The sequence below is a fragment of the Kumtagia ephedrae genome, from assembly GCF_003012745.1.
In the GTDB taxonomy this organism is placed as follows: domain Bacteria; phylum Pseudomonadota; class Alphaproteobacteria; order Rhizobiales; family Rhizobiaceae; genus Kumtagia; species Kumtagia ephedrae.
Genome location: NZ_PXYK01000008.1, coordinates 46,383 through 64,035, shown reverse-complemented (window position 1 = coordinate 64,035; position 17,653 = coordinate 46,383). Strand labels below are relative to the sequence as shown.

Annotated in this window: 16 protein-coding genes and 2 tRNA genes; 8 read left to right on the top strand and 10 right to left on the bottom strand. The window is 66.2% G+C overall.

Annotated elements, in window-relative coordinates:
- Positions 1-14: 14 nt before the first annotated feature.
- Complete coding sequence (locus C7I84_RS10230) at positions 15-1,241, top strand: FAD-dependent monooxygenase (protein WP_106772076.1); 1,227 nt, start codon at positions 15-17, stop codon at positions 1,239-1,241.
- A gap of 102 nt (positions 1,242-1,343) precedes the next feature.
- Here the strand turns inward: C7I84_RS10230 and C7I84_RS10225 are convergent, their stop codons facing one another.
- From C7I84_RS10225 to C7I84_RS10205, 5 genes are all read right to left on the bottom strand, one after another.
- On the bottom strand, positions 1,344-1,919 hold the full coding sequence (locus C7I84_RS10225) for a TIGR02117 family protein (RefSeq protein WP_342587160.1): 576 nt from the start codon (positions 1,917-1,919) through the stop codon (positions 1,344-1,346).
- Between the two features lie 95 nt (positions 1,920-2,014).
- Positions 2,015-2,818, bottom strand: coding sequence for an amino acid ABC transporter ATP-binding protein (locus C7I84_RS10220; protein ID WP_106772075.1), 804 nt, complete (start codon positions 2,816-2,818; stop codon positions 2,015-2,017).
- A gap of 16 nt (positions 2,819-2,834) precedes the next feature.
- Positions 2,835-3,992 carry an amino acid ABC transporter permease gene (locus tag C7I84_RS10215; protein WP_106772074.1) on the bottom strand — a complete coding sequence of 386 codons (1,158 nt, stop codon included), beginning with the start codon at positions 3,990-3,992 and terminating at the stop codon, positions 2,835-2,837.
- 1 nt (position 3,993) lies between these two features.
- The gene (locus C7I84_RS10210; protein ID WP_106772073.1) at positions 3,994-5,184 is read right to left on the bottom strand and encodes an amino acid ABC transporter permease; all 1,191 of its coding nucleotides are present in this window, start codon (positions 5,182-5,184) and stop codon (positions 3,994-3,996) included.
- A 58-nt stretch (positions 5,185-5,242) separates the two neighbouring features.
- The gene (locus C7I84_RS10205) at positions 5,243-6,271 is read right to left on the bottom strand and encodes an amino acid ABC transporter substrate-binding protein (protein WP_106772177.1); all 1,029 of its coding nucleotides are present in this window, start codon (positions 6,269-6,271) and stop codon (positions 5,243-5,245) included.
- Positions 6,272-6,638: 367 nt separating this feature from the next.
- On the opposite strand from C7I84_RS10205, the gene C7I84_RS10200 reads away from it, so the two are divergent.
- From C7I84_RS10200 to C7I84_RS10180, 5 genes are all read left to right on the top strand, one after another.
- The gene (locus tag C7I84_RS10200) at positions 6,639-7,811 is read left to right on the top strand and encodes a cystathionine beta-lyase (protein WP_106772072.1); all 1,173 of its coding nucleotides are present in this window, start codon (positions 6,639-6,641) and stop codon (positions 7,809-7,811) included.
- Between the two features lie 307 nt (positions 7,812-8,118).
- Complete coding sequence (locus C7I84_RS10195) at positions 8,119-11,211, top strand: calcium-binding protein (RefSeq protein ID WP_106772071.1); 3,093 nt, start codon at positions 8,119-8,121, stop codon at positions 11,209-11,211.
- A 92-nt stretch (positions 11,212-11,303) separates the two neighbouring features.
- Positions 11,304-11,380, top strand: a tRNA-Pro gene (locus C7I84_RS10190).
- Positions 11,381-11,404: 24 nt separating this feature from the next.
- Positions 11,405-11,710 carry an ETC complex I subunit gene (locus C7I84_RS10185; RefSeq protein ID WP_106772070.1) on the top strand — a complete coding sequence of 102 codons (306 nt, stop codon included), beginning with the start codon at positions 11,405-11,407 and terminating at the stop codon, positions 11,708-11,710.
- Between the two features lie 44 nt (positions 11,711-11,754).
- A tRNA-Arg gene (locus C7I84_RS10180) sits at positions 11,755-11,831 on the top strand.
- Between the two features lie 45 nt (positions 11,832-11,876).
- Here C7I84_RS10180 and C7I84_RS30000 read toward each other — a convergent pair.
- Complete coding sequence (locus tag C7I84_RS30000) at positions 11,877-12,047, bottom strand: hypothetical protein (RefSeq protein ID WP_165816040.1); 171 nt, start codon at positions 12,045-12,047, stop codon at positions 11,877-11,879.
- A gap of 102 nt (positions 12,048-12,149) precedes the next feature.
- On the opposite strand from C7I84_RS30000, the gene C7I84_RS10175 reads away from it, so the two are divergent.
- Together C7I84_RS10175 and C7I84_RS10170 are read left to right on the top strand one after the other, a co-directional pair.
- Positions 12,150-12,410 carry a hypothetical protein gene (locus tag C7I84_RS10175; protein ID WP_106772069.1) on the top strand — a complete coding sequence of 87 codons (261 nt, stop codon included), beginning with the start codon at positions 12,150-12,152 and terminating at the stop codon, positions 12,408-12,410.
- A 9-nt stretch (positions 12,411-12,419) separates the two neighbouring features.
- A complete protein-coding gene (locus C7I84_RS10170) occupies positions 12,420-12,626 on the top strand; it encodes a hypothetical protein (protein ID WP_106772068.1) in 207 nt (68 codons plus the stop codon).
- Positions 12,627-12,645: 19 nt separating this feature from the next.
- On the opposite strand, the gene iolB is transcribed toward C7I84_RS10170, so the two are convergent.
- The 4 genes from iolB to C7I84_RS10150 form a co-directional block, all read right to left on the bottom strand.
- Positions 12,646-13,458 carry a 5-deoxy-glucuronate isomerase gene (gene iolB, locus C7I84_RS10165; RefSeq protein WP_106772067.1) on the bottom strand — a complete coding sequence of 271 codons (813 nt, stop codon included), beginning with the start codon at positions 13,456-13,458 and terminating at the stop codon, positions 12,646-12,648.
- The gene (locus tag C7I84_RS10160) at positions 13,458-13,670 is read right to left on the bottom strand and encodes a hypothetical protein (RefSeq protein ID WP_106772066.1); all 213 of its coding nucleotides are present in this window, start codon (positions 13,668-13,670) and stop codon (positions 13,458-13,460) included. The genes iolB and C7I84_RS10160 overlap by 1 nt, the downstream gene beginning before the upstream one ends.
- 96 nt (positions 13,671-13,766) lie before the next feature.
- Entirely contained in the window at positions 13,767-15,617 is a 1,851-nt protein-coding gene (gene iolD, locus C7I84_RS10155) for a 3D-(3,5/4)-trihydroxycyclohexane-1,2-dione acylhydrolase (decyclizing) (protein ID WP_106772065.1), read from the bottom strand.
- 76 nt (positions 15,618-15,693) lie between these two features.
- A complete protein-coding gene (locus C7I84_RS10150) occupies positions 15,694-17,622 on the bottom strand; it encodes a bifunctional 5-dehydro-2-deoxygluconokinase/5-dehydro-2-deoxyphosphogluconate aldolase (RefSeq protein ID WP_106772064.1) in 1,929 nt (642 codons plus the stop codon).
- Positions 17,623-17,653 lie beyond the last annotated feature (31 nt).

Genomic DNA, 17,653 nt, shown 5'->3' with positions numbered 1-17,653 from the left:
CCGGCGGGGCCGCGGTGCCCGTCGACCACCCGTCCGACATCATCGTCGCCGGCGCCGGCATCGCCGGGCTTACCGCGGCGCTCGCCTTTTCCACACGCGGCTTTCCCGTCCGGGTGTTCGAGCGCTCGCCGGAACTGCGCGACATCGGCGCCGGGCTGCAACTCTCCCCCAACGCGACGCGCATCCTCGGCCGGTTGGGCGTGCTTGGCGACATCGAAGCCGTCGCCGTCCGTCCGCCCGCCATCGTGCTGCGCCGTGCCAGGGATCTGCGGGAACTCGCCCGCGTCCCGCTCGGCGAGCAGGCGGAAGCGCGCTGGGGGGCGCCTTATCTGGTCGTCCACCGCGCCGATCTACAGGCGGTACTGCTGGCGGCGATCGCGCGCCACGGCACGATCAGGATCGAGACCGGCGCCACTGTGCTCGGCATGACGGCCGGCGCTGATGGCGCGGCGACGTCCGTTCAAACCGGCGACGCCGTGCACGGCGGTCCCTTGCAGACCGTCGTGGGCCGGCTGGTCGTCGGCGCCGACGGCGTGTGGTCCGGGCTGCGCCAAAAGATGCACCCGGCGGGTGGCATGAGCCGCTTTGCAGGCCATGTCGCCTGGCGCCGTACGCTCTCCGCCAACCATCCGCTGGCCGCCGGCCTGTCGCTCGGCAGCGCGGTCAACGCCTTCCTGCATCCGGGCTTTCACCTCGTCGCCTATCCGGTGCGGGCCAGCGCCGAAGTCAACCTCGTGGCCTTCACGCCGGGCAGGAGCCTGGCCGAGGACTGGTCCGCCAAAACCGACCCGGAGCCGCTGCGCCGGGCGATGGAGCATACGGCACGCCCCCTCGCCGCGCTCGCCGACGACGACGCGGCATGGACGGCGTGGCCGATCCATACCGCCGACGACAACCATCGCTGGACCGATCCCGGCGGCCTCACGCTGATCGGCGACGCGGCGCATGCGATGACGCCGTTCGCCGCGCAGGGGGCGGCTATGGCGATCGAGGATGCGGACACGCTTGCCGCCTTCGTCGCGGCGCGGCCGGACAGGCTTGCCGAGGCGCTGGCGGACTGGGAGGCGTCACGCCGCCCGCGCATCAGCCGCGTCGCCCGGCGCGGCGCCTTCAACCGCTTCGTCTGGCATGCGGCCGGGCCGGTCGCGCTGGCGCGCGATCTCGCGCTCGCCCTGCGGGCGCCCGAAAAGCTGATGGCCGATCTGGATTGGCTCTACGGGCCGGAGAACAAGCCCGGCTGAGCACCGGCCTCAATTGTACAGGTCGAGCGACCAGCGCAGCGTCGCCGGCAGCGGATTCCACAGGCCGGTGGTGATGCCGGCCTCGCGCAAGGCGCGGGCCGTCTAGGTGTTGCAGCCGAGCAGCGCGGTGAAAGTGCCGTCGGCCTCGTAGAACTTGTCGAAGCGGCCGTAGCCGACGCCTGGAATGATCAGCGGCCCTTCGGCGTCGTCGAAAAAGCTGTCGCGGATGAAGGCCAGCATCGCGGTGAACTGCCGCTCGCCGACCTCGAAGCCGGCGACATCGGTATGCGGTTCGGCGATGGCGCCGGCGATGTCGATGTGCATGGCCGCGCGGTCGAGCGTCAGGCCGCGCAGCAGGGGCAGCGACCGCAACTGGTCCCAGGTCGGCGTGGCGATGTAGAATTCACGGCTGCCGCGGCCGAACACGAGATACTTGACCTCCGGCGCGTCGAGCGGCATGCCGTCGCGCAGCAGGAAGCCGAAGGTCTCCAGCACCTCGTCGTCCACCGGCACGGCGATGTCGGTGTGGATCGGGTTGGACAGCACAAGAATCCGGCGCGTCTTCGGCCCTTCGTCGGCCGCCACCCCGAGCAGCGGCCGCGGCACCAGCGCGCCCAGCGCGACCACCGCCGCGAACAGGCCGACGGCCCACGCCATCATGCGGAAAAGCCGCCTCATTCCCATCTCCCCGCCCGTATCCGCGCGATTCGCAGGCCCGCGCCGGAAAAACCCGGCGATTGCGCCGGGCTCAAGGCAATTCCGTCGTTGGCCGCTTAGTGCAGGATTTGGCTGAGGAAGAGTTTCGTCCGCTCGTGCTGCGGATGGTCGAAGAACTCGGCCGGCGTGTTCTGCTCGACGATCTGGCCCTGGTCCATGAAGATCACGCGGTTCGCAACCTTCCTGGCAAAACCCATCTCGTGGGTGACGCACAGCATGGTCATGCCTTCTTCCGCCAGGCCGACCATGGTCTCCAGCACTTCCTTGATCATCTCGGGGTCAAGGGCCGAGGTCGGCTCGTCGAACAGCATGATGCGCGGGTTCATGCACAGCGAGCGGGCGATCGCCACGCGCTGCTGCTGGCCGCCGGAGAGCTGGCCAGGATATTTGTTGGCCTGCTCGGGGATCTTCACCCGCCGCAGGAAGTGCATGGCGGCTTCCTCCGCCTGCTTCTTCGGCACCTTGCGCACCCAGATCGGCGCCAGCGTGCAGTTCTCGAGGATGGTGAGATGCGGGAACAGGTTGAAGTGCTGGAACACCATGCCGACCTCGCGGCGGACCTCGTCGATCTTCTTGAGATCGTTGGTGAGTTCCTTGCCGTCGACGACGATCTTGCCCTTCTGGTGCTCCTCCAGCCGGTTGATGCAGCGGATCATCGTCGACTTGCCCGAGCCGGACGGGCCGCAGATGACGATGCGCTCGCCGCGCATCACCTTGAGGTTGATGTCCTTCAGCACGTGGAAGTCGCCGTACCATTTGTGCATGCCGGCGATCTCGATCGCCACGTCCGTGTCGGAGACGTGCATCTTCTTGACGTCGACCTTGATCTCTTCGGCGCTGACAGCGTTTTCGATCGCCATTGATAGTCGTCCCTTGTTATCGCTTGTGGCCGGTGTCGAGACGCCGCTCCATGTAGATGGAATAGCGCGACATGCCGAAGCAGAATATCCAGAATACGAAGCCGGCGAAGACCAGCCCGCTCATCGGCGTCTGGGCGGACGCCCAGGTGGCGTCGGCGAAGTTCTGCCGGACGATGCCGAGCAGGTCGAACATGCCGATGATGTAGACCAGGCTGGTGTCCTTGAACATGCCGATGAAGGTGTTGACTATGCCGGGGATGACCAGCTTGAGCGCCTGCGGCAGGACGATCAGGCCGGTCTTCTGCCAATAGGTCAGGCCGAGCGAGTCCGCCCCTTCGTACTGCCCCTTCGGGATGGCCTGCAGGCCGCCGCGGATCACCTCGGCCATGTAGGCGGAGGCGAACAGCGCGACGCCGATCAGCGCCCGCAGGAACTTGTCGAAGGTCATGCCCGCCGGCAGGAACAGCGGCAGCATGACGCTGGCCATGAACAGCACCGTCACCAGCGGCACGCCGCGCACCGTCTCGATGAAGATGACGCAGACCGCCTTGACCACCGGCAGGCGCGAGCGGCGCCCGAGCGCCAGCAGGATACCGAGCGGCAGCGACACGGCGATGCCCACCGTCGACAGCACCAGCGTCACCAGCAGGCCGCCCCACAGCTGCGTCTCGACATAAGGCAGGCCGAAGGCGCCGCCGACCAGCAGGAAGAAGGCGATCACGGGGAAGACGAGGAAAAGCAGGATGGCGTTCAGGCCTTTGCGGGGCACGCGCGGGATCATCAGCGGCACCAGCAGCGCCACGAACATGACCGCCACCAGGATGACGCGCCAGCGCTCGCTGTCGGTGTAGCGGCCGAACATGAACTGCGCGAATTTTGCGTTGATGAAGGCCCAGCAGGCGCCCGACCAGCCCTCAGGCTGGCTGCCGCCCTGCGCGACCGTGGCGCAGACCGCCCGGTCTGCGCCTGTCCACTGCGCGCTGAACAGCACCCAGTTGAGGATCGGCGGCACGATCAGCGCGACGACGACAAGGCCGATCAACGTCAGTATGCCGTCGACTGGCGTCGCCATCAGGTTCTTGCGCAGCCAGGCGACGACGCCGCGCTCGCGCGCCGGCGCCTTCTCCGCCAGCGCCATCTCGGTACGCACCCAGGAGAGATCGTGTTCCTGCATCCTATCTCTCCACCAGCGCCATCTTGGCGTTGAACCAGTTCATGAAGGCGGAGGTCGCCAGGCTGATGCCGAGATAAATCACCATCCACACCGCGACGATCTCGATGGCCTGGCCGCTCTGGTTGAGGATGGTGCCGCCGACGGCCGTCAGGTCGGGATAGCCGATGGCGATGGCCAGCGACGAGTTTTTTGTCAGGTTGAGATACTGGCTGGTGAGCGGCGGGATGACGATGCGCATGGCCTGCGGCACCACCACCAGCCGTAGCGCCTGGCCGGAGCGCAGGCCGAGCGCGAAGGACGCCTCGCTCTGCCCCTTGCTGACGCCCAGAATGCCGGCCCGGACGATCTCGGCGATGAAGGAGGCGGTGTAGAAGGACAAAGCGAGATAGAGCGACAGGAACTCCGGCGTCACCGCGAAGCCGCCGGTGAGGTTGAAAGTCTGCTTCTGCGGATAGTCGAAGCTGAGCGGCATGCCGGCGGCGAAATAGGCAAGCAGCGGCAGGCCGACGATCAAGCCGAGATTCGTCCACATGACCGGGAACTGCTGGCCGGTCGCCTCCTGGCGCTGGCGGGCGCGGCGGGCGACGAACACCGCCATGACGATGGCGAGCGCCAGCCCCAGCGGGATCAGCCAGGCACCGTCGCCCCAGATCGCCTTGGGCAGATAAAAACCGCGCTGGTTGAGATAGGCGCCGAAGGGCAGCGCGATGCTGTCGCGCGCCGCCGGCAACACCGAGATGACGCCGAAATACCAGAAGAAGATGACCAGCAGCGGCGGGATGTTACGGAACACCTCGACATAGACCAGCGCGATCTTGCGGATCAGCCAGTTGTTGGAGAGCCGCGCGATGCCGACCACGAAGCCGATGATCGTCGCGGTGACGATGCCCGCGGCCGCGACCAGCAGCGTGTTGAGCAGGCCGACCAGAAGCGCGCGGGAATAGCGGGAATCGGACGTATAGGCGATCAGGCTCTGGCTGATGTCGAAGCCGGCCCGCTGGTTCAGAAAGGCGAAGCCCGACGAAATATTGAGGCGTCGCAGATTGTCGACCGTGTTGCCGACGATCCAGTAGATGAACAGCACGAGCAGAACGAACAGGACGATCTGGTAGAGGACGCCGCGCACGCGCGGGTCGTTGAGGACCGACGACCGCGGCGCGGCCGTCCTTCCGAATGCATCTTGCGAGGCCATGATGGTCTCCCTTCGATGGAGACCGGGAGGCGCGGACCGCCTCCCGGATCGCCTGGCCTCAGCGGATCGGTATTGCGTACTGGATGCCGCCCTTCGTCCAGAGGGCATTGAGACCGCGCGCGATCTTCAGCGGGCTGCCCTGGCCGATGTTGCGCTCGAAGACCTCGCCGTAATTGCCCACACCCTTGACGATGTTGACGACCCAGTCCTCGGACAGGCCGAGACCGGCGCCGAGCTTGCTGTCGGCTTCCTGACCGAGCACGCGCTTGATGTCGGGGTTCGGCGAAGCCTTCATTTCCTCGACATTGGCCTGGGTGATGCCGAGCTCCTCGGCCAGCACCATCGCATTCAGGGTCCATTTGACGATGTCGAACCACTGGTCGTCGCCCTGGCGCACGGCCGGGCCGAGCGGCTCCTTGGAGATGATCTCCGGCAGCACGACGTGATCGTCGGGAGCGGCCAGCGTCAGGCGGATCGAATAGAGGCCGGACTGGTCGGTGGTGTAGGCGTCGCAGCGGCCGGAGTCGTAGGCGGCGTTGACCTCCTCCAGCTTCTCGAACACGACCGGATTGTATTCGAGGTTGTTGGCCTTGAAATAGTCGGCGAGGTTGAGCTCGGTGGTGGTGCCGCTCTGCACGCAGACGGAGGCGCCGGAAAGCTGCAACGCCGAGTTGACGCCCGGCAGCTTCTTGCCGTTGATCATGAAGCCTTGGCCGTCATAATAGTTCACGCCGGCGAAGTTGAAGCCCAGCGAGGTGTCGCGGCTCAGCGTCCAGGTGGTGTTGCGCGCCAGCAGATCGATCTCGCCCGACTGCAGCGCGGTGAAGCGCTCCTTGGCATTCGTCGGCGTGAACTTCACCTTGGTCGGATCACCGAAGATGGCAGCGGCCACGGCCCGGCAGAAATCAACGTCGAAGCCGGTCCATTCGCCCTTGTCGTTGGGCGCCGAGAAGCCGGCGAGCGCCGTGTTCACGCCGCACTGCACGAAGCCCTTCGCCTTCACGTCGTCCAGCGTGGCGGCGGACGCGGCAGAGGCCGCCATTCCGAGCGCGGCCGCGCCGAGAATGACCTTCACAGTGTTTTTCATGTTTTCGAACCCTTTTCTGCTTTGGCGGGATTCCATCCCGATTTCCCCTGCGAGGTGGCGTTTTTCGCTCCGGCCCATCTCCGGAACGCCGCATCTTTGACCCCGTTTGCGCATCGAAGGCGATAATTTCGGCGAGGTCAAGCGGAATGACCGGATGCCGCAAGGTCAGGAAATCACTTGTCGCGGAGCGGCCGCCGCGTGGCATGCCTTGGCGCCGAGGACGCTTTCCCGAACCACATATTCCCGCGAGGCGGGAGCGGCGCGCCTCGGCGCAATCGCTTGGCCCCGGACTGGCGGGCGATCACGGTTGCGCCCGGAGGGCGGCAGCCGTAAGGCTGGTCGCGCGATCGGACGACAAGGACGGAAAATGGCAGGCCGCGACGACACTCCCCAAGGCATCAACACGAAGCTGGCGCATGCCGGCAACGATCCGCGCGACTTCTTCGGTTTCGTCAATCCGCCGGTGGTGCATGCCTCGACCGTGCTCTTTCCCGATGCCGCCACCATGGCCGAACGCAACCAGAAATACACATATGGCACGCGCGGCACGCCGACCACCGATGCGCTGACTTCGGCCATCGACGCACTGGAGGGCTCGGCCGGCACCATCGTCGTGCCGTCCGGCCTCGCCGCGGTGACCGTGCCGCTGCTCGCCTTCCTCTCGTCGGGCGACCATCTCCTGATCACGGATTCCGTCTACCACCCGACCCGAAACTTCGCCGACACCATGCTCGAGCGGCTCGGTGTCGAGGTCGAGTACTACGATCCGCTTGTGGGGGCCGGCATCGGCCGGCTGATGAAGCCCAACACGAAGGTTGTCTTCACCGAGTCCCCCGGCTCCAACACCTTCGAGATGCAGGACATCCCGGCGATCGCCCAGGCCGCCAAGGCGAGTGGCGCCGTGGTCATGATGGACAACACCTGGGCGACGCCGCTCTATTTCCGGCCGCTCGACCACGGCGTCGACATCTCGATCCATGCGGCCACCAAATACCCGGCCGGCCATTCCGACGTCCTGATCGGCACGGTCTCGGCTAATCAGGCGCATTGGGAAACGCTGTGCGAGACGTTCAACACACTCGGCTGCTGCTCCGGCCCGGACGACGTCTACCAGACGCTGCGCGGGCTTCGCACCATGGGCGTGCGGCTGCAGCGCCATCAGGAGAGCGCGCTGACGCTCGCCCGCTGGTTGGAGGAGCAGCCCGGCGTCGCCCGCGTGCTGCACCCTGCCCTGCCCAGCCATCCCGGCCATGCGATCTGGAAGCGCGATTTTTCCGGATCGAGCGGCATCTTCTCGATCGTGCTCGTCGGCGGCGGCGTTCGCCAGGCCCACGCCTTCCTCGACGCGCTCAAAATCTTCGGCCTGGGCTATTCCTGGGGCGGCTTCGAAAGCCTCGCCGTGCCGGTGCGGCTCACCGACCGCACCATGGCCACCGGCCAGTATGACGGGCCGGTGCTGCGCCTGCAGATCGGCCTGGAGGACGTCGACGACCTCAAGGCCGATCTGGAGTGCGCGCTGGCCGCAGCGGCCGTGGCATAGAAGCGGCGCCAGAGCGTCATTTGATTGCCAGGCTGGCTTTCTGACCTTCGGAAACGCGTACAAACAGGCCCGGCCCCGGATCAGGCCGTGGTCCATCGTGCGCGGCGGTGAAGTCCGTCATCGTTGCAACGACTGAACAGCACCCGGCCGGGTTCCCGTGCATTTCCGTTCCAGCATGAATGCCCAACGCGGACTTTCCGCGTTTCCGGCGACACAGTCCAGAAACAAGGCAAGGGCAGGTTAGCCACAAACAGATTTTCGAACTGCATGCCGCATTGTTTTCGCATTCGACCACTGCGAGGCGATCATGGCGAAATTCTACGGAACCAGCTCGGACGACAAATTCATCGGGCCGAACGAGGTCAACTACTACTATTTCGAGACCGGCAAACTCTCGTCGAACGATGTCATTATCGGAGGAACTGCTGCCGACGAGATCCACTTCTCAGGCGGCCAGCTGCTTGCCTGGGGCAGCTGGAACGCCCTGGCCAATGTGAGCAGCGTCGAATTCCTCTATTTCGACGACCTCGGCGATATCGTCGAGATCCCCGACAGCATGGTGACCTCGACACCCGGCACGGCGGTCTATCGCCTGATCACGCGTGGCGGCGGCGGATGGGACACCATCGACGCCTCCGATGTAACCTCCCCTCTGCCGATCTGGATCGAGGGCGAGGACGGCAACGACACGATTACCGGCGGCGGCAGCGGCAGCAAGTACACCGGCGGCGAAGGAGACGACCGGTTTTACCTTGGTTCCGGCATCGAAGAGGCGCTCGGCGGGGATGACGACGACGATTTTTCCGGTACCGTCGCTGAGATCGACGGCGATAGGATCGACGGCGGTGCGGATTACGACACGCTCGTCATGCTGTCGGCCGGAACGTTCACGCTCGCAATGACCGGCATCGAATCGATGCTCCTGGTCAGCGCGATCAACGATGTGACCATCGAAAGCAGCAAATATTACGGCGGCAGCGACGTGACCGTCCATGTCGAGGGTGGCGCTTTTGCCGACACCATCGAGGTCAATTCGCTGGACAGCCCGTTTTATCAGCACGGCTGGGAGAACTTTCTCATCGAAGCCAATGGTGGCAACGACGTGCTGAGCGGCGGCAACGGCGATGACAGACTGGACGGCGGCGCAGATTCGGACAGCCTTGCCGGCGGCGACGGCGACGACACACTAATCGGCGGCGGCCAGGCCGATATCCTTGCGGGCGGCGACGGCGACGACATTTATGTCGGCGTCGAAAGCGGCGACCTCGTCAACGAGATTCTCAGCGACGGCACCGACACGGTGCAGACCGCGCTGGCCGTCTTCACCATGCCAGTCAACATCGAGATCCTCGACTACACCGGGACCGCCGCCATGAAGGCGACCGGCAATTCGAGCGCCAACACCATCGAGGGTACCGGCAAGGGCGACACGATGTATGGGCGCGACGGCAAGGACGTCTTGACCGGCCTCGGCGGCAACGACGTGCTGCACGGCGAAAACGGCGACGATTCGCTGGACGGGGGCGAGGGCGTCGATACCCTGCGTGGCGGGAAGGACAAGGATACACTTTACGGCGGTACCGAGATGGACACGCTGTACGGCGACGGCGAGGACGACACGCTTTACGGGGGACTCGGCGACGACGTGCTCAATGGCGGCAACGGCAACGATTTCCTGCAGGGCGACAGCGGTCGCGATACGCTCAACGGCGGCAGCGGCATCGACACCGCGAGCTATCAGTTTCCGGTATCCGGCGTGGATGTCGATCTGGAGCGCGCGGTCGACCAGACCCAGGGGGTCTACGTCAATCAGCTCTCCGCGATCGAGAACGTCATCGGCACATATGATGGCGACATCATCCAGGGCGACGCCAATACCAACATTCTGGAGGGAGAAGACGGGAACGACACGCTTGCCGGCCGCGACGGCGCCGACACGCTATATGGCGACGACAATGACGACATCCTGCTGCCGGGCACAGGCAACGACACCGCCTATGGCGGCGCCGACAACGACACCGTGGATTACAGCTTCTCGGTCGCGGACGTCGTTTCCACCTACACGACCGGCATCACGATCGCCGACGGCGACGACATCGGCTACGACGTGCTCACCAGCGTCGAGATCATCATCGCCGGGAGCGGCGACGACACGCTCTACAACTGGGCGGAAGCGCACGGCAAGGCGGGCAACGACGTCTTCAAAGCCAACAACAGCATCAACGCCTTCCATGGCGATGAAGGCATCGACACGGTCCTCTATTCCGACGCACTCGGTACGACGGATCTGCTGGTCGATCTCGAGGATGCAGCGCTCAACCGACAGGCCGCGGCTGGCGACACGCTCGATTCGATCGAGAACGTAAGCTACCTGGGCACCAACCGCGCCGATCTCTTCGGCGACGCCAACAACAACCGGCTCGAGATTTGGGGATCGGTCAGCCAGGCGTTCGGTCGCGGCGGCGACGACACGCTCGTGGCCGCCGGTTTCGCCGATATTCTCGACGGCGGCGAAGGCTACGACACCGTAGACTACAGCGGAAGCGCAACGGGCGTGACGATCACGCAGGTTGGTTCCGTCCTGCAGGGCGCCGACGGCGCGGCAGGCGACGGCGCCGTGAACGTGGAAGCCGTGATCGGCTCCGCCCACGCAGACGTGATGACGGTGCTCGACGCAGCTTTCGCGCTCTCGGGGCTCGACGGCACGGATACGCTGATCGGCGGCACCGGCGACGACAGCCTCGACGGCGGGGAAGGCAACGATACGCTGGAAGGCGGCGATGGGGCGGACACGCTCGACGGCGGCGACGATTTCGACGCCATCACCTACGCCAACGTGGCGACGGTGCGCATCAAGCTTGCCCTCGACGCCTCCTTTGCCGCCGAAGGCGAGGCGGCGCTCGACACCATCGTGTCGATCGAGCGTGTCACCGGCACGAAGTTCGGCGACGTGCTGCGCGGCGACGCCGCCGTCAACCGGCTCCTCGGCGGCAGCGGCAACGACACGCTGCAAGGCATGGAGGGCAACGACACGCTGCTTGGCGGCACCGGTGCCGACGCGCTGACCGGCGGGGGCGGCAATGACGGCTTCGACTACACCTCGACGGCTCATGGCGGCGACACGATCAGGGACTTTTCGCCGAGCGCGGCCGGCAACGACGATTACTTCCGCTTCACCGGCTCCGTCTTCGGAGGGTTGCCCGCTGGCGCACTGGCCGCGAACCGGTTCCTCGCCGACACGACCGGCACGGCGACGACCGTCGACCATCGCTTCCTCTACGAGACCGATACCGGGATCCTGCGCTACGACGCCGACGGCAGCGGCGCGGGAGCGGCGATCGTGATCGCGACACTCACCGGAGCGCCGACAGTCGCGGTGGCCGACTTCGTCATCATCTAGCGGACGCCCCGGCCGCCTGCGACAGTCACGAGATCGCTGCGACGGTTTTCCGCTTGCGCGAAGCCGTCCGCTTCACTAGGGGTTCCGACCATCGGAGTGTAGCGCAGCCTGGTAGCGCACCTGATTTGGGATCAGGGGGTCGCAGGTTCGAATCCTGCCACTCCGACCAGCGGCAGCATGCATGAGGGAACCGATGTCAGCGCGCATTTTCAGCCCCGCCAAGACCGCCATGCAGTCCGGCACGGCCAAGACCGGCTACTGGGTACTCGAATTCGATCCGGAAACGCCGCGCAAGATCGACCCGCTGATGGGCTACACCACCTCCTCCGACATGAAGAGCCAGATCCGGCTGACCTTCAACACGCGCGAGGAAGCGGTGGCTTACGCCGAGAAGCATGGCCTCGCCTATCGCGTGCAGGAGCCCAAGGAAGCCAAGCGGCGGCAGATTTCCTATGCGGAGAATTTCCGCTATGACCGCAAGATACCCTGGACGCATTGACGGGACAGTTTCGCAGTACCCGTGCGGCTGCGCCCAGGCGCGACGGTCCCGTAGCTCAGCTGGATAGAGCACCGGCCTTCTAAGCCGATGGTCACAGGTTCGAATCCTGTCGGGATCGCCAAATTCGTTCTCTTTTTCAATGGGTTATAGCGTCGCTCCGGCACGCTCATCTCCCGAACATCCTTTGCCGCTCGTAGCGCGCGAAAATCTCCGCCCACGCCTTGCGCTCGAAGGCATAGTCCATCCTCCGGCCGCCCTCCACGATGCGCACCATCCAGCCGCGTTCGGCTGGCCTCACGAACACCCGGTCGGCGCTGAAATCGAGGATGTCAGCCATGTCGGTCTCCCTTCGGCTGCGGAATCAATGACGCAGGGCGGCGGCGGTTCCCGGAACCCGTAGCGCGGACACCCGTTAGTCGGGCACGACATGGAGGTTCCGATGAGCGAAGCGACCACCACCACTGACCACGCCGAAATCAGGAAATGGACCGAGGAGCGCGACGGCAAACCCGCCGTGGTCCGCACGGGCGGCAGCGGCGGCGTGCTGCGGATCGATTTCGGTGAGAAGGAGGAGAATTTCGACCATATCGGATGGGACGAGTTCTTCGACATCTTCGACAAGAACCGGCTGGCTTTCCTGCACCAAGACAAGACCGGCGACGGCAAGCCGAGCCGCTTCAACAAGTTCGTGGACCGCTAGGAGGAAGCGATGGTGATCCGCCTCGTTATCGCCGGCGCCGCTTTCTATGCGGCTTACCGGATAGGCAAGGAATTTTTGAACGCCGTCCCGTCCGACTTCGAGCCGGTGCCCGAGGCCCCGCGCCGGCCGGCCCGGGCCGGCAGCAATGGTCGCAAGCCGGCAGCCAAGCGTCGAACGGCCCCGCGCGCCGCATCCCGCTCAGCCCGCACGAGTTGAGCTTTGCCGGCCGGCGGCCTTACGCCTTGAGCATCCAGGCGTGCTCGGGTGCGTTGTGGAACTTCCACGTGCGCGTCGGGCCGGCCATGACGTTGAGATAATACAGGTCGTAGCCGTGGCAGGCCGCGCAGGGGTGATAGCCCTCGGGCACGATGACGATGTCCCCGTCCTCCACCGTCATCGTTTCGTCAAGCGAGCGCCTGCCGTCCGCGTCGGCATCGGTATAGACGCGCTGGAAGGCAAAACCCTGCGGCGGGTTGATGCGATGGTAATAGGTCTCCTCCAGGTAGGATTCGGTCGGGAGGTCGTCCCGGTCGTGCTTGTGCGGGGGATAGCTGGAGGTGTGGCCGCCCGGGGTGATCACCTCGACCACCAGCAGCGAATCGGCCGGCTCGCCCTCCGGCAGGATGTTGGTGACATAGCGCGTGTTGGTGCCCTTGCCGCGCACCTCCTGGCTGACATCGTCGGGGCCGACGACACGGGCCGGAAGGCCGCCGCCCAGGCTTGGCGCCAGGCAGACGGCAAGCTCGAGATCCGTCTCGGCCGTGACCGACCAGTCGCAGTCCTGCGGCACGTAGAGCGACCACGGCTTGCCGTCGAAGGGCGACATGCGCTCGCCGAGCAGGCCGAAATCCCGGCCTTGCGCAGTCGCCCGGCCGCGGCCGCTGACGAACACCAGGCACGCCTCCTGCCCTCCCGTTTCGGCGGAAACCGTGTCTCCCGGCCGGAGCCGGTGCAGCTCGAAGCCGACATAGCGCCAGCCGGCGCTTTCCGGCGTGACTTTGGCGAGCAGCCCGTTGCCGCCCTTCGGCCTGACCAGGAGTTTCGACATCACTCCTTCCTTTCTTCCGTCGGCCCGTCCACGGGCGCCTTGTAGGAAATGACAAAAATCCAGGCGCCGTAGACCGCCATGCCGGCGGCCAGCGTGCCCCAGAAGGTCTCGCCGTTGGAGAACTCCCAGACCGCCCAGGCGGCGCAGAAGACCACCAGCGCGACGCGGCGCCAGAGGGGGCGGAGGAACGGGTGGTCGGTGTCTTTGGTCATCAAGGCCTGCCATCGGATCGAGAAGGTCGCGCCGTCCCTTCTAGCGCATCGCTTCGATCCGCGGATAGCTTAATCCCGAAGGCGGAACGGCCGGCCTCAATCCCCAATCGCCTGGCGCTCCAGTGCCTGCTCATAGTCGCGCCTGCGCGCGACCACCTGCTCGCGCGCGCTCACTTCCGGCACCGCGACATCCCACCAGGCGCCGCCTTCGTCGGTCGATACCAGCGGGTCGGTGTCGATCACCACGACGGTGGTGCGGTCGTTGCCCCGCGCCTTGGCCAAGGCCGCCTCCAGGCCGGCGATCGAGGCCACCTTCTCCGAGATCGCACCCAGGCTCGCGGCGTGGGCGGCGAAGTCGATGTCGGGCAAGATCTCGTGGCGGGTGTCGCCCAGCAGGTTGTTGAAGCTGGCGCCGCCGGTCGCCATCTGCAGCCGGTTGATGCAGCCGAAGCCGCGATTGTCGAGCAGCACGACGATCAGCTTCAATCCAAGCATGACCGAAGTAGCGACCTCGGAATTCAGCATCAGGTAGGAGCCATCGCCGACCATGACGACCACCTCCTGCGCCGGCTTCGCCATCTTGACGCCGAGCCCGCCGGCAATCTCGTAGCCCATGGTCGAATAGCCGTATTCGGCGTGATAGGAGCCGGGGGAGCCGGCGCGCCAGAGCTTGTGCAACTCGCCGGGCAGGCCGCCGGCCGCGTGCAGCAGGACGACCTCCTCGCCGAGCGCGCGCTGCACCGCGCCGATCACCTGCGCGTCCGACGGCAGCGGAACGTTGGTCGAGGCGGTGACGCGCTCGACCACGGAACGCCAGTCCGCCTTCCCCTGCTTCGCCGTCTCGACCCAGCCGCCAGGCGCCTTCCAGCCCTCCAAGGCATCGGCCAGCGCGTCCAGGCCTTCGGCGGCATCGGCCACCAGCGGCAGCGCCCGGTGCTTGCCGGCATCGAAAGGCTGCACGTTGAGGCCGACGATCGCCTTGCTGTCGCGCTTGAACAGCGCCCAGGAGCCGGTGGTGAAGTCCTGGAGGCGGGTGCCGACGGCCAGCACCAGATCGGCTTCGGCGGCCAGACGGTTGGCCGCCGTGGTACCCGTGACGCCGAGGGCCGCCATATTGAGCGGATGGCTGTCGGGCAGCGACGATTTTCCGCCCTGCGTCTCGCCGACCGGAATGCCGAATTTTTCGGCGAAGGCGGCGAGCTTTTGCGATGCGCCGGAATAGAGCACGCCACCGCCGGCGATGATCAGCGGCTTTTGCGCCCGCTTCAGCGCCGCGACGGCTGCCTCCAGCTCGCGCCGGTCGGGCCGCGGACGACGCGGCAGCCACAGGCGCTCGGCGAAGAAGCTTTCCGGATAGTCATAAGCCTCCGCCTGCACGTCCTGGCAGAGCGCCAGCGTCACCGGCCCGCACTCCGCCGGATCGGTCAGCACCTGCATCGTGCGGCCGAGCGCCGTGATGATCTGCTCGGGCCGGGTGATGCGGTCGAAATAGCGCGACACCGGCCGCAGGCAGTCGTTGGCCGAGACGGTGCCGTCGCCGAAATCCTCTACCTGCTGCAGAACCGGATCGGGCCTGCGGTTGGCGAAGACGTCGCCGGGCAACAGCAGCAGCGGCAGGCGGTTGACGTGGGCCAGCGCACAGGCCGTCACCAGATTGGTCGCGCCCGGGCCGATCGAGGTGGTCGCGGCCATCATGCGGCGGCGGAAATGCGCCTTGGCGAAGGCGATCGCCGCATGCGCCATGGCCTGCTCGTTGTGGGCGCGGAAGGTGGGGAGGCTGTCGCGCTGCTGATAGAGCGCCTCGCCCATGCCGGCGACATTGCCATGACCGAAGATCGCCCATACCCCGCCGAACAGCGGCACCTTGCTGCCGTCGATTTCGGTCATCTGGGCGGCAAGGTAGCGCGTCAGGGCCTGTGCCATGGTGAGGCGGATGGTTTTGCTCATGTCTTTTCCTCCCGTGCCGTCTCGAAGCGAGCGACGAAGATAGGCTAGGCGGCCCCGCCACCACAAAGTCGGTCTGCTACGCCGCCTTCGGCTCGCGCTGCGAAAGCCAAGCCTCGGTCAGCCGCCCGAAACGCCCGGCCATCTCGTCGATCGCTTCCTCGTCGCTGATCCTTCCGGCCAGCCAGCGCTCGGCGGAAGCGGCGAAGATCGTGCGGCCGACGGCAAAGCCCTTCACCACCGGGACATCGGCAACGGCGTCGAACGCCTGCATGAGGTCTTCCTCCGGCGCCTCCAGTCCGAGCAGTACGACACCGCGGCAATAGGGATCGTTGCGCTCGATCGTCGCGCCGATCCCCCGCCACGCGGCAGCGGAGACCTGCGGCTCCAGCTTCCACCAGTCGGGCCTGATGCCGAGCCCATAAAGTTCCTCCAGCGCGCGCGGGACCGTATCGCCGGCAAGCGGCCCGTGCTTTCCGGCGATGATCTCGACCAGCAGTTCGCGGCCAACCCTGCGGGCGGCGTCCGAGAGCGCCCGCAGCTTGTCCTGCTGCTCGGCCTTCAGTTCGGCCGGGTCGTCGAGATGATAGAAGCACAGGCATTTGATGCAATGGTCGACCGGCCATTCGACCAGCTGCGAGCCCAGATCCTGGCTGAACTCGAAGCGCAGCGGCCGCGAGCCGGGCAGCTCCACCGGTCGACCGAGCCAGCTGAAGGGATGGCGGGCGAACTCGAACATGGCGTCGCGGCCATGCTTCTCGTCGATCAGCATGCCGTAGCCTTCCCGTCCGGCCGCGACTCGCGCGGCGGCCTTCACAGCCAGCACCTTGAATTGCCCGATCTTCTCTGGCGCGGCTCCCGCCGCCTCGGCGGCAGCTTCGAGTTGGCCCCGATGGTCGACGGCCAGCGCCATCAGTGATGGAATGTGCTTGCGGCGGGTGGTGGCGCGGTGGATGTGGCTGATCGTCTCGTCCTTGCGCAGCGCCCGATGCGGACTGCCATGCTCCAGGAAATGCCGCAGCTCGGTCCAGGTCGGATATTCGGGCGAGCACAGCAGCCGCGAGACCGCGAAGGCGCCGCAGGCATTGGCCCAGGTCGCGGCGGTCTCCAGGCTCTCGCCGCCCAACCAGCCGCGCAGGAAGCCGGACATGAAGGCGTCGCCGGCGCCGAGCACGTTGAACACCTCGATCGGAAAGCCCTTTCCGACGATGCCGCCCTCCAGGTCGTCGCTGATCTCGCCGTCATAGACGATGCAGCCCATCGCACCGCGCTTCAGCACCACGGTCGCCGGCGAAACGGCGCGAATCGCCCGCAATGCGGAGAGAACGTCGTCGGCGCCGGAGGCGATCATGATCTCCTCCTCGGTGCCGACGATCAGATCGCAGTCCGGCAGCACCGTCTTCAGCCGCGCCGAGACGCGGTCGGATTTCACATAGCGCTCGAAGCCGGCGGCATGGCCGGCGAGCCCCCACAGGTTCGGACGGTAGTCGATGTCGAAGACCACCTTGCGGCCATGCGCCTTGGCGATGCGGATCGCCTTGCGCTGGGCCGCCTCGGTATTTTCCCGCGAGAAATGCGTGCCCGTGACCACGATCGCGCGGGCGGAGGCGACGAAGGCCTCGTCGACGTCTCGCTCGTCGAGCGCCATGTCGGCACAGTCGGAGCGGTAGAAGATCATCGGCGAGACGCCCTCCTCCTCCACCGCCAGCAGAACCAGAGCCGTCAGGCGATCCCTGTCGGAGACGAGGCCATCCACCGAAACACCCTCGCGGCAAAACTGCTCGCGCACGAAACGGCCCATCTGCTCGTCGCCCACGCGCGACAGCAGCGCCGAGCGCAGGCCGAGACGCGCCGTGCCGATTGCGATGTTGGCCGGGCAGCCGCCGACCGACTTGGCGAAGGAAGCAATGTCCTCGAGACGCGAGCCGATCTGCTGGCCATAAAGATCGACCGAGACGCGGCCGATCGTGATGACGTCCAGGGCGGCCTGGTCCTGCGGATTCGCCATGATCGCCTCCGGTTCGCTCAGCCGTCCCTGC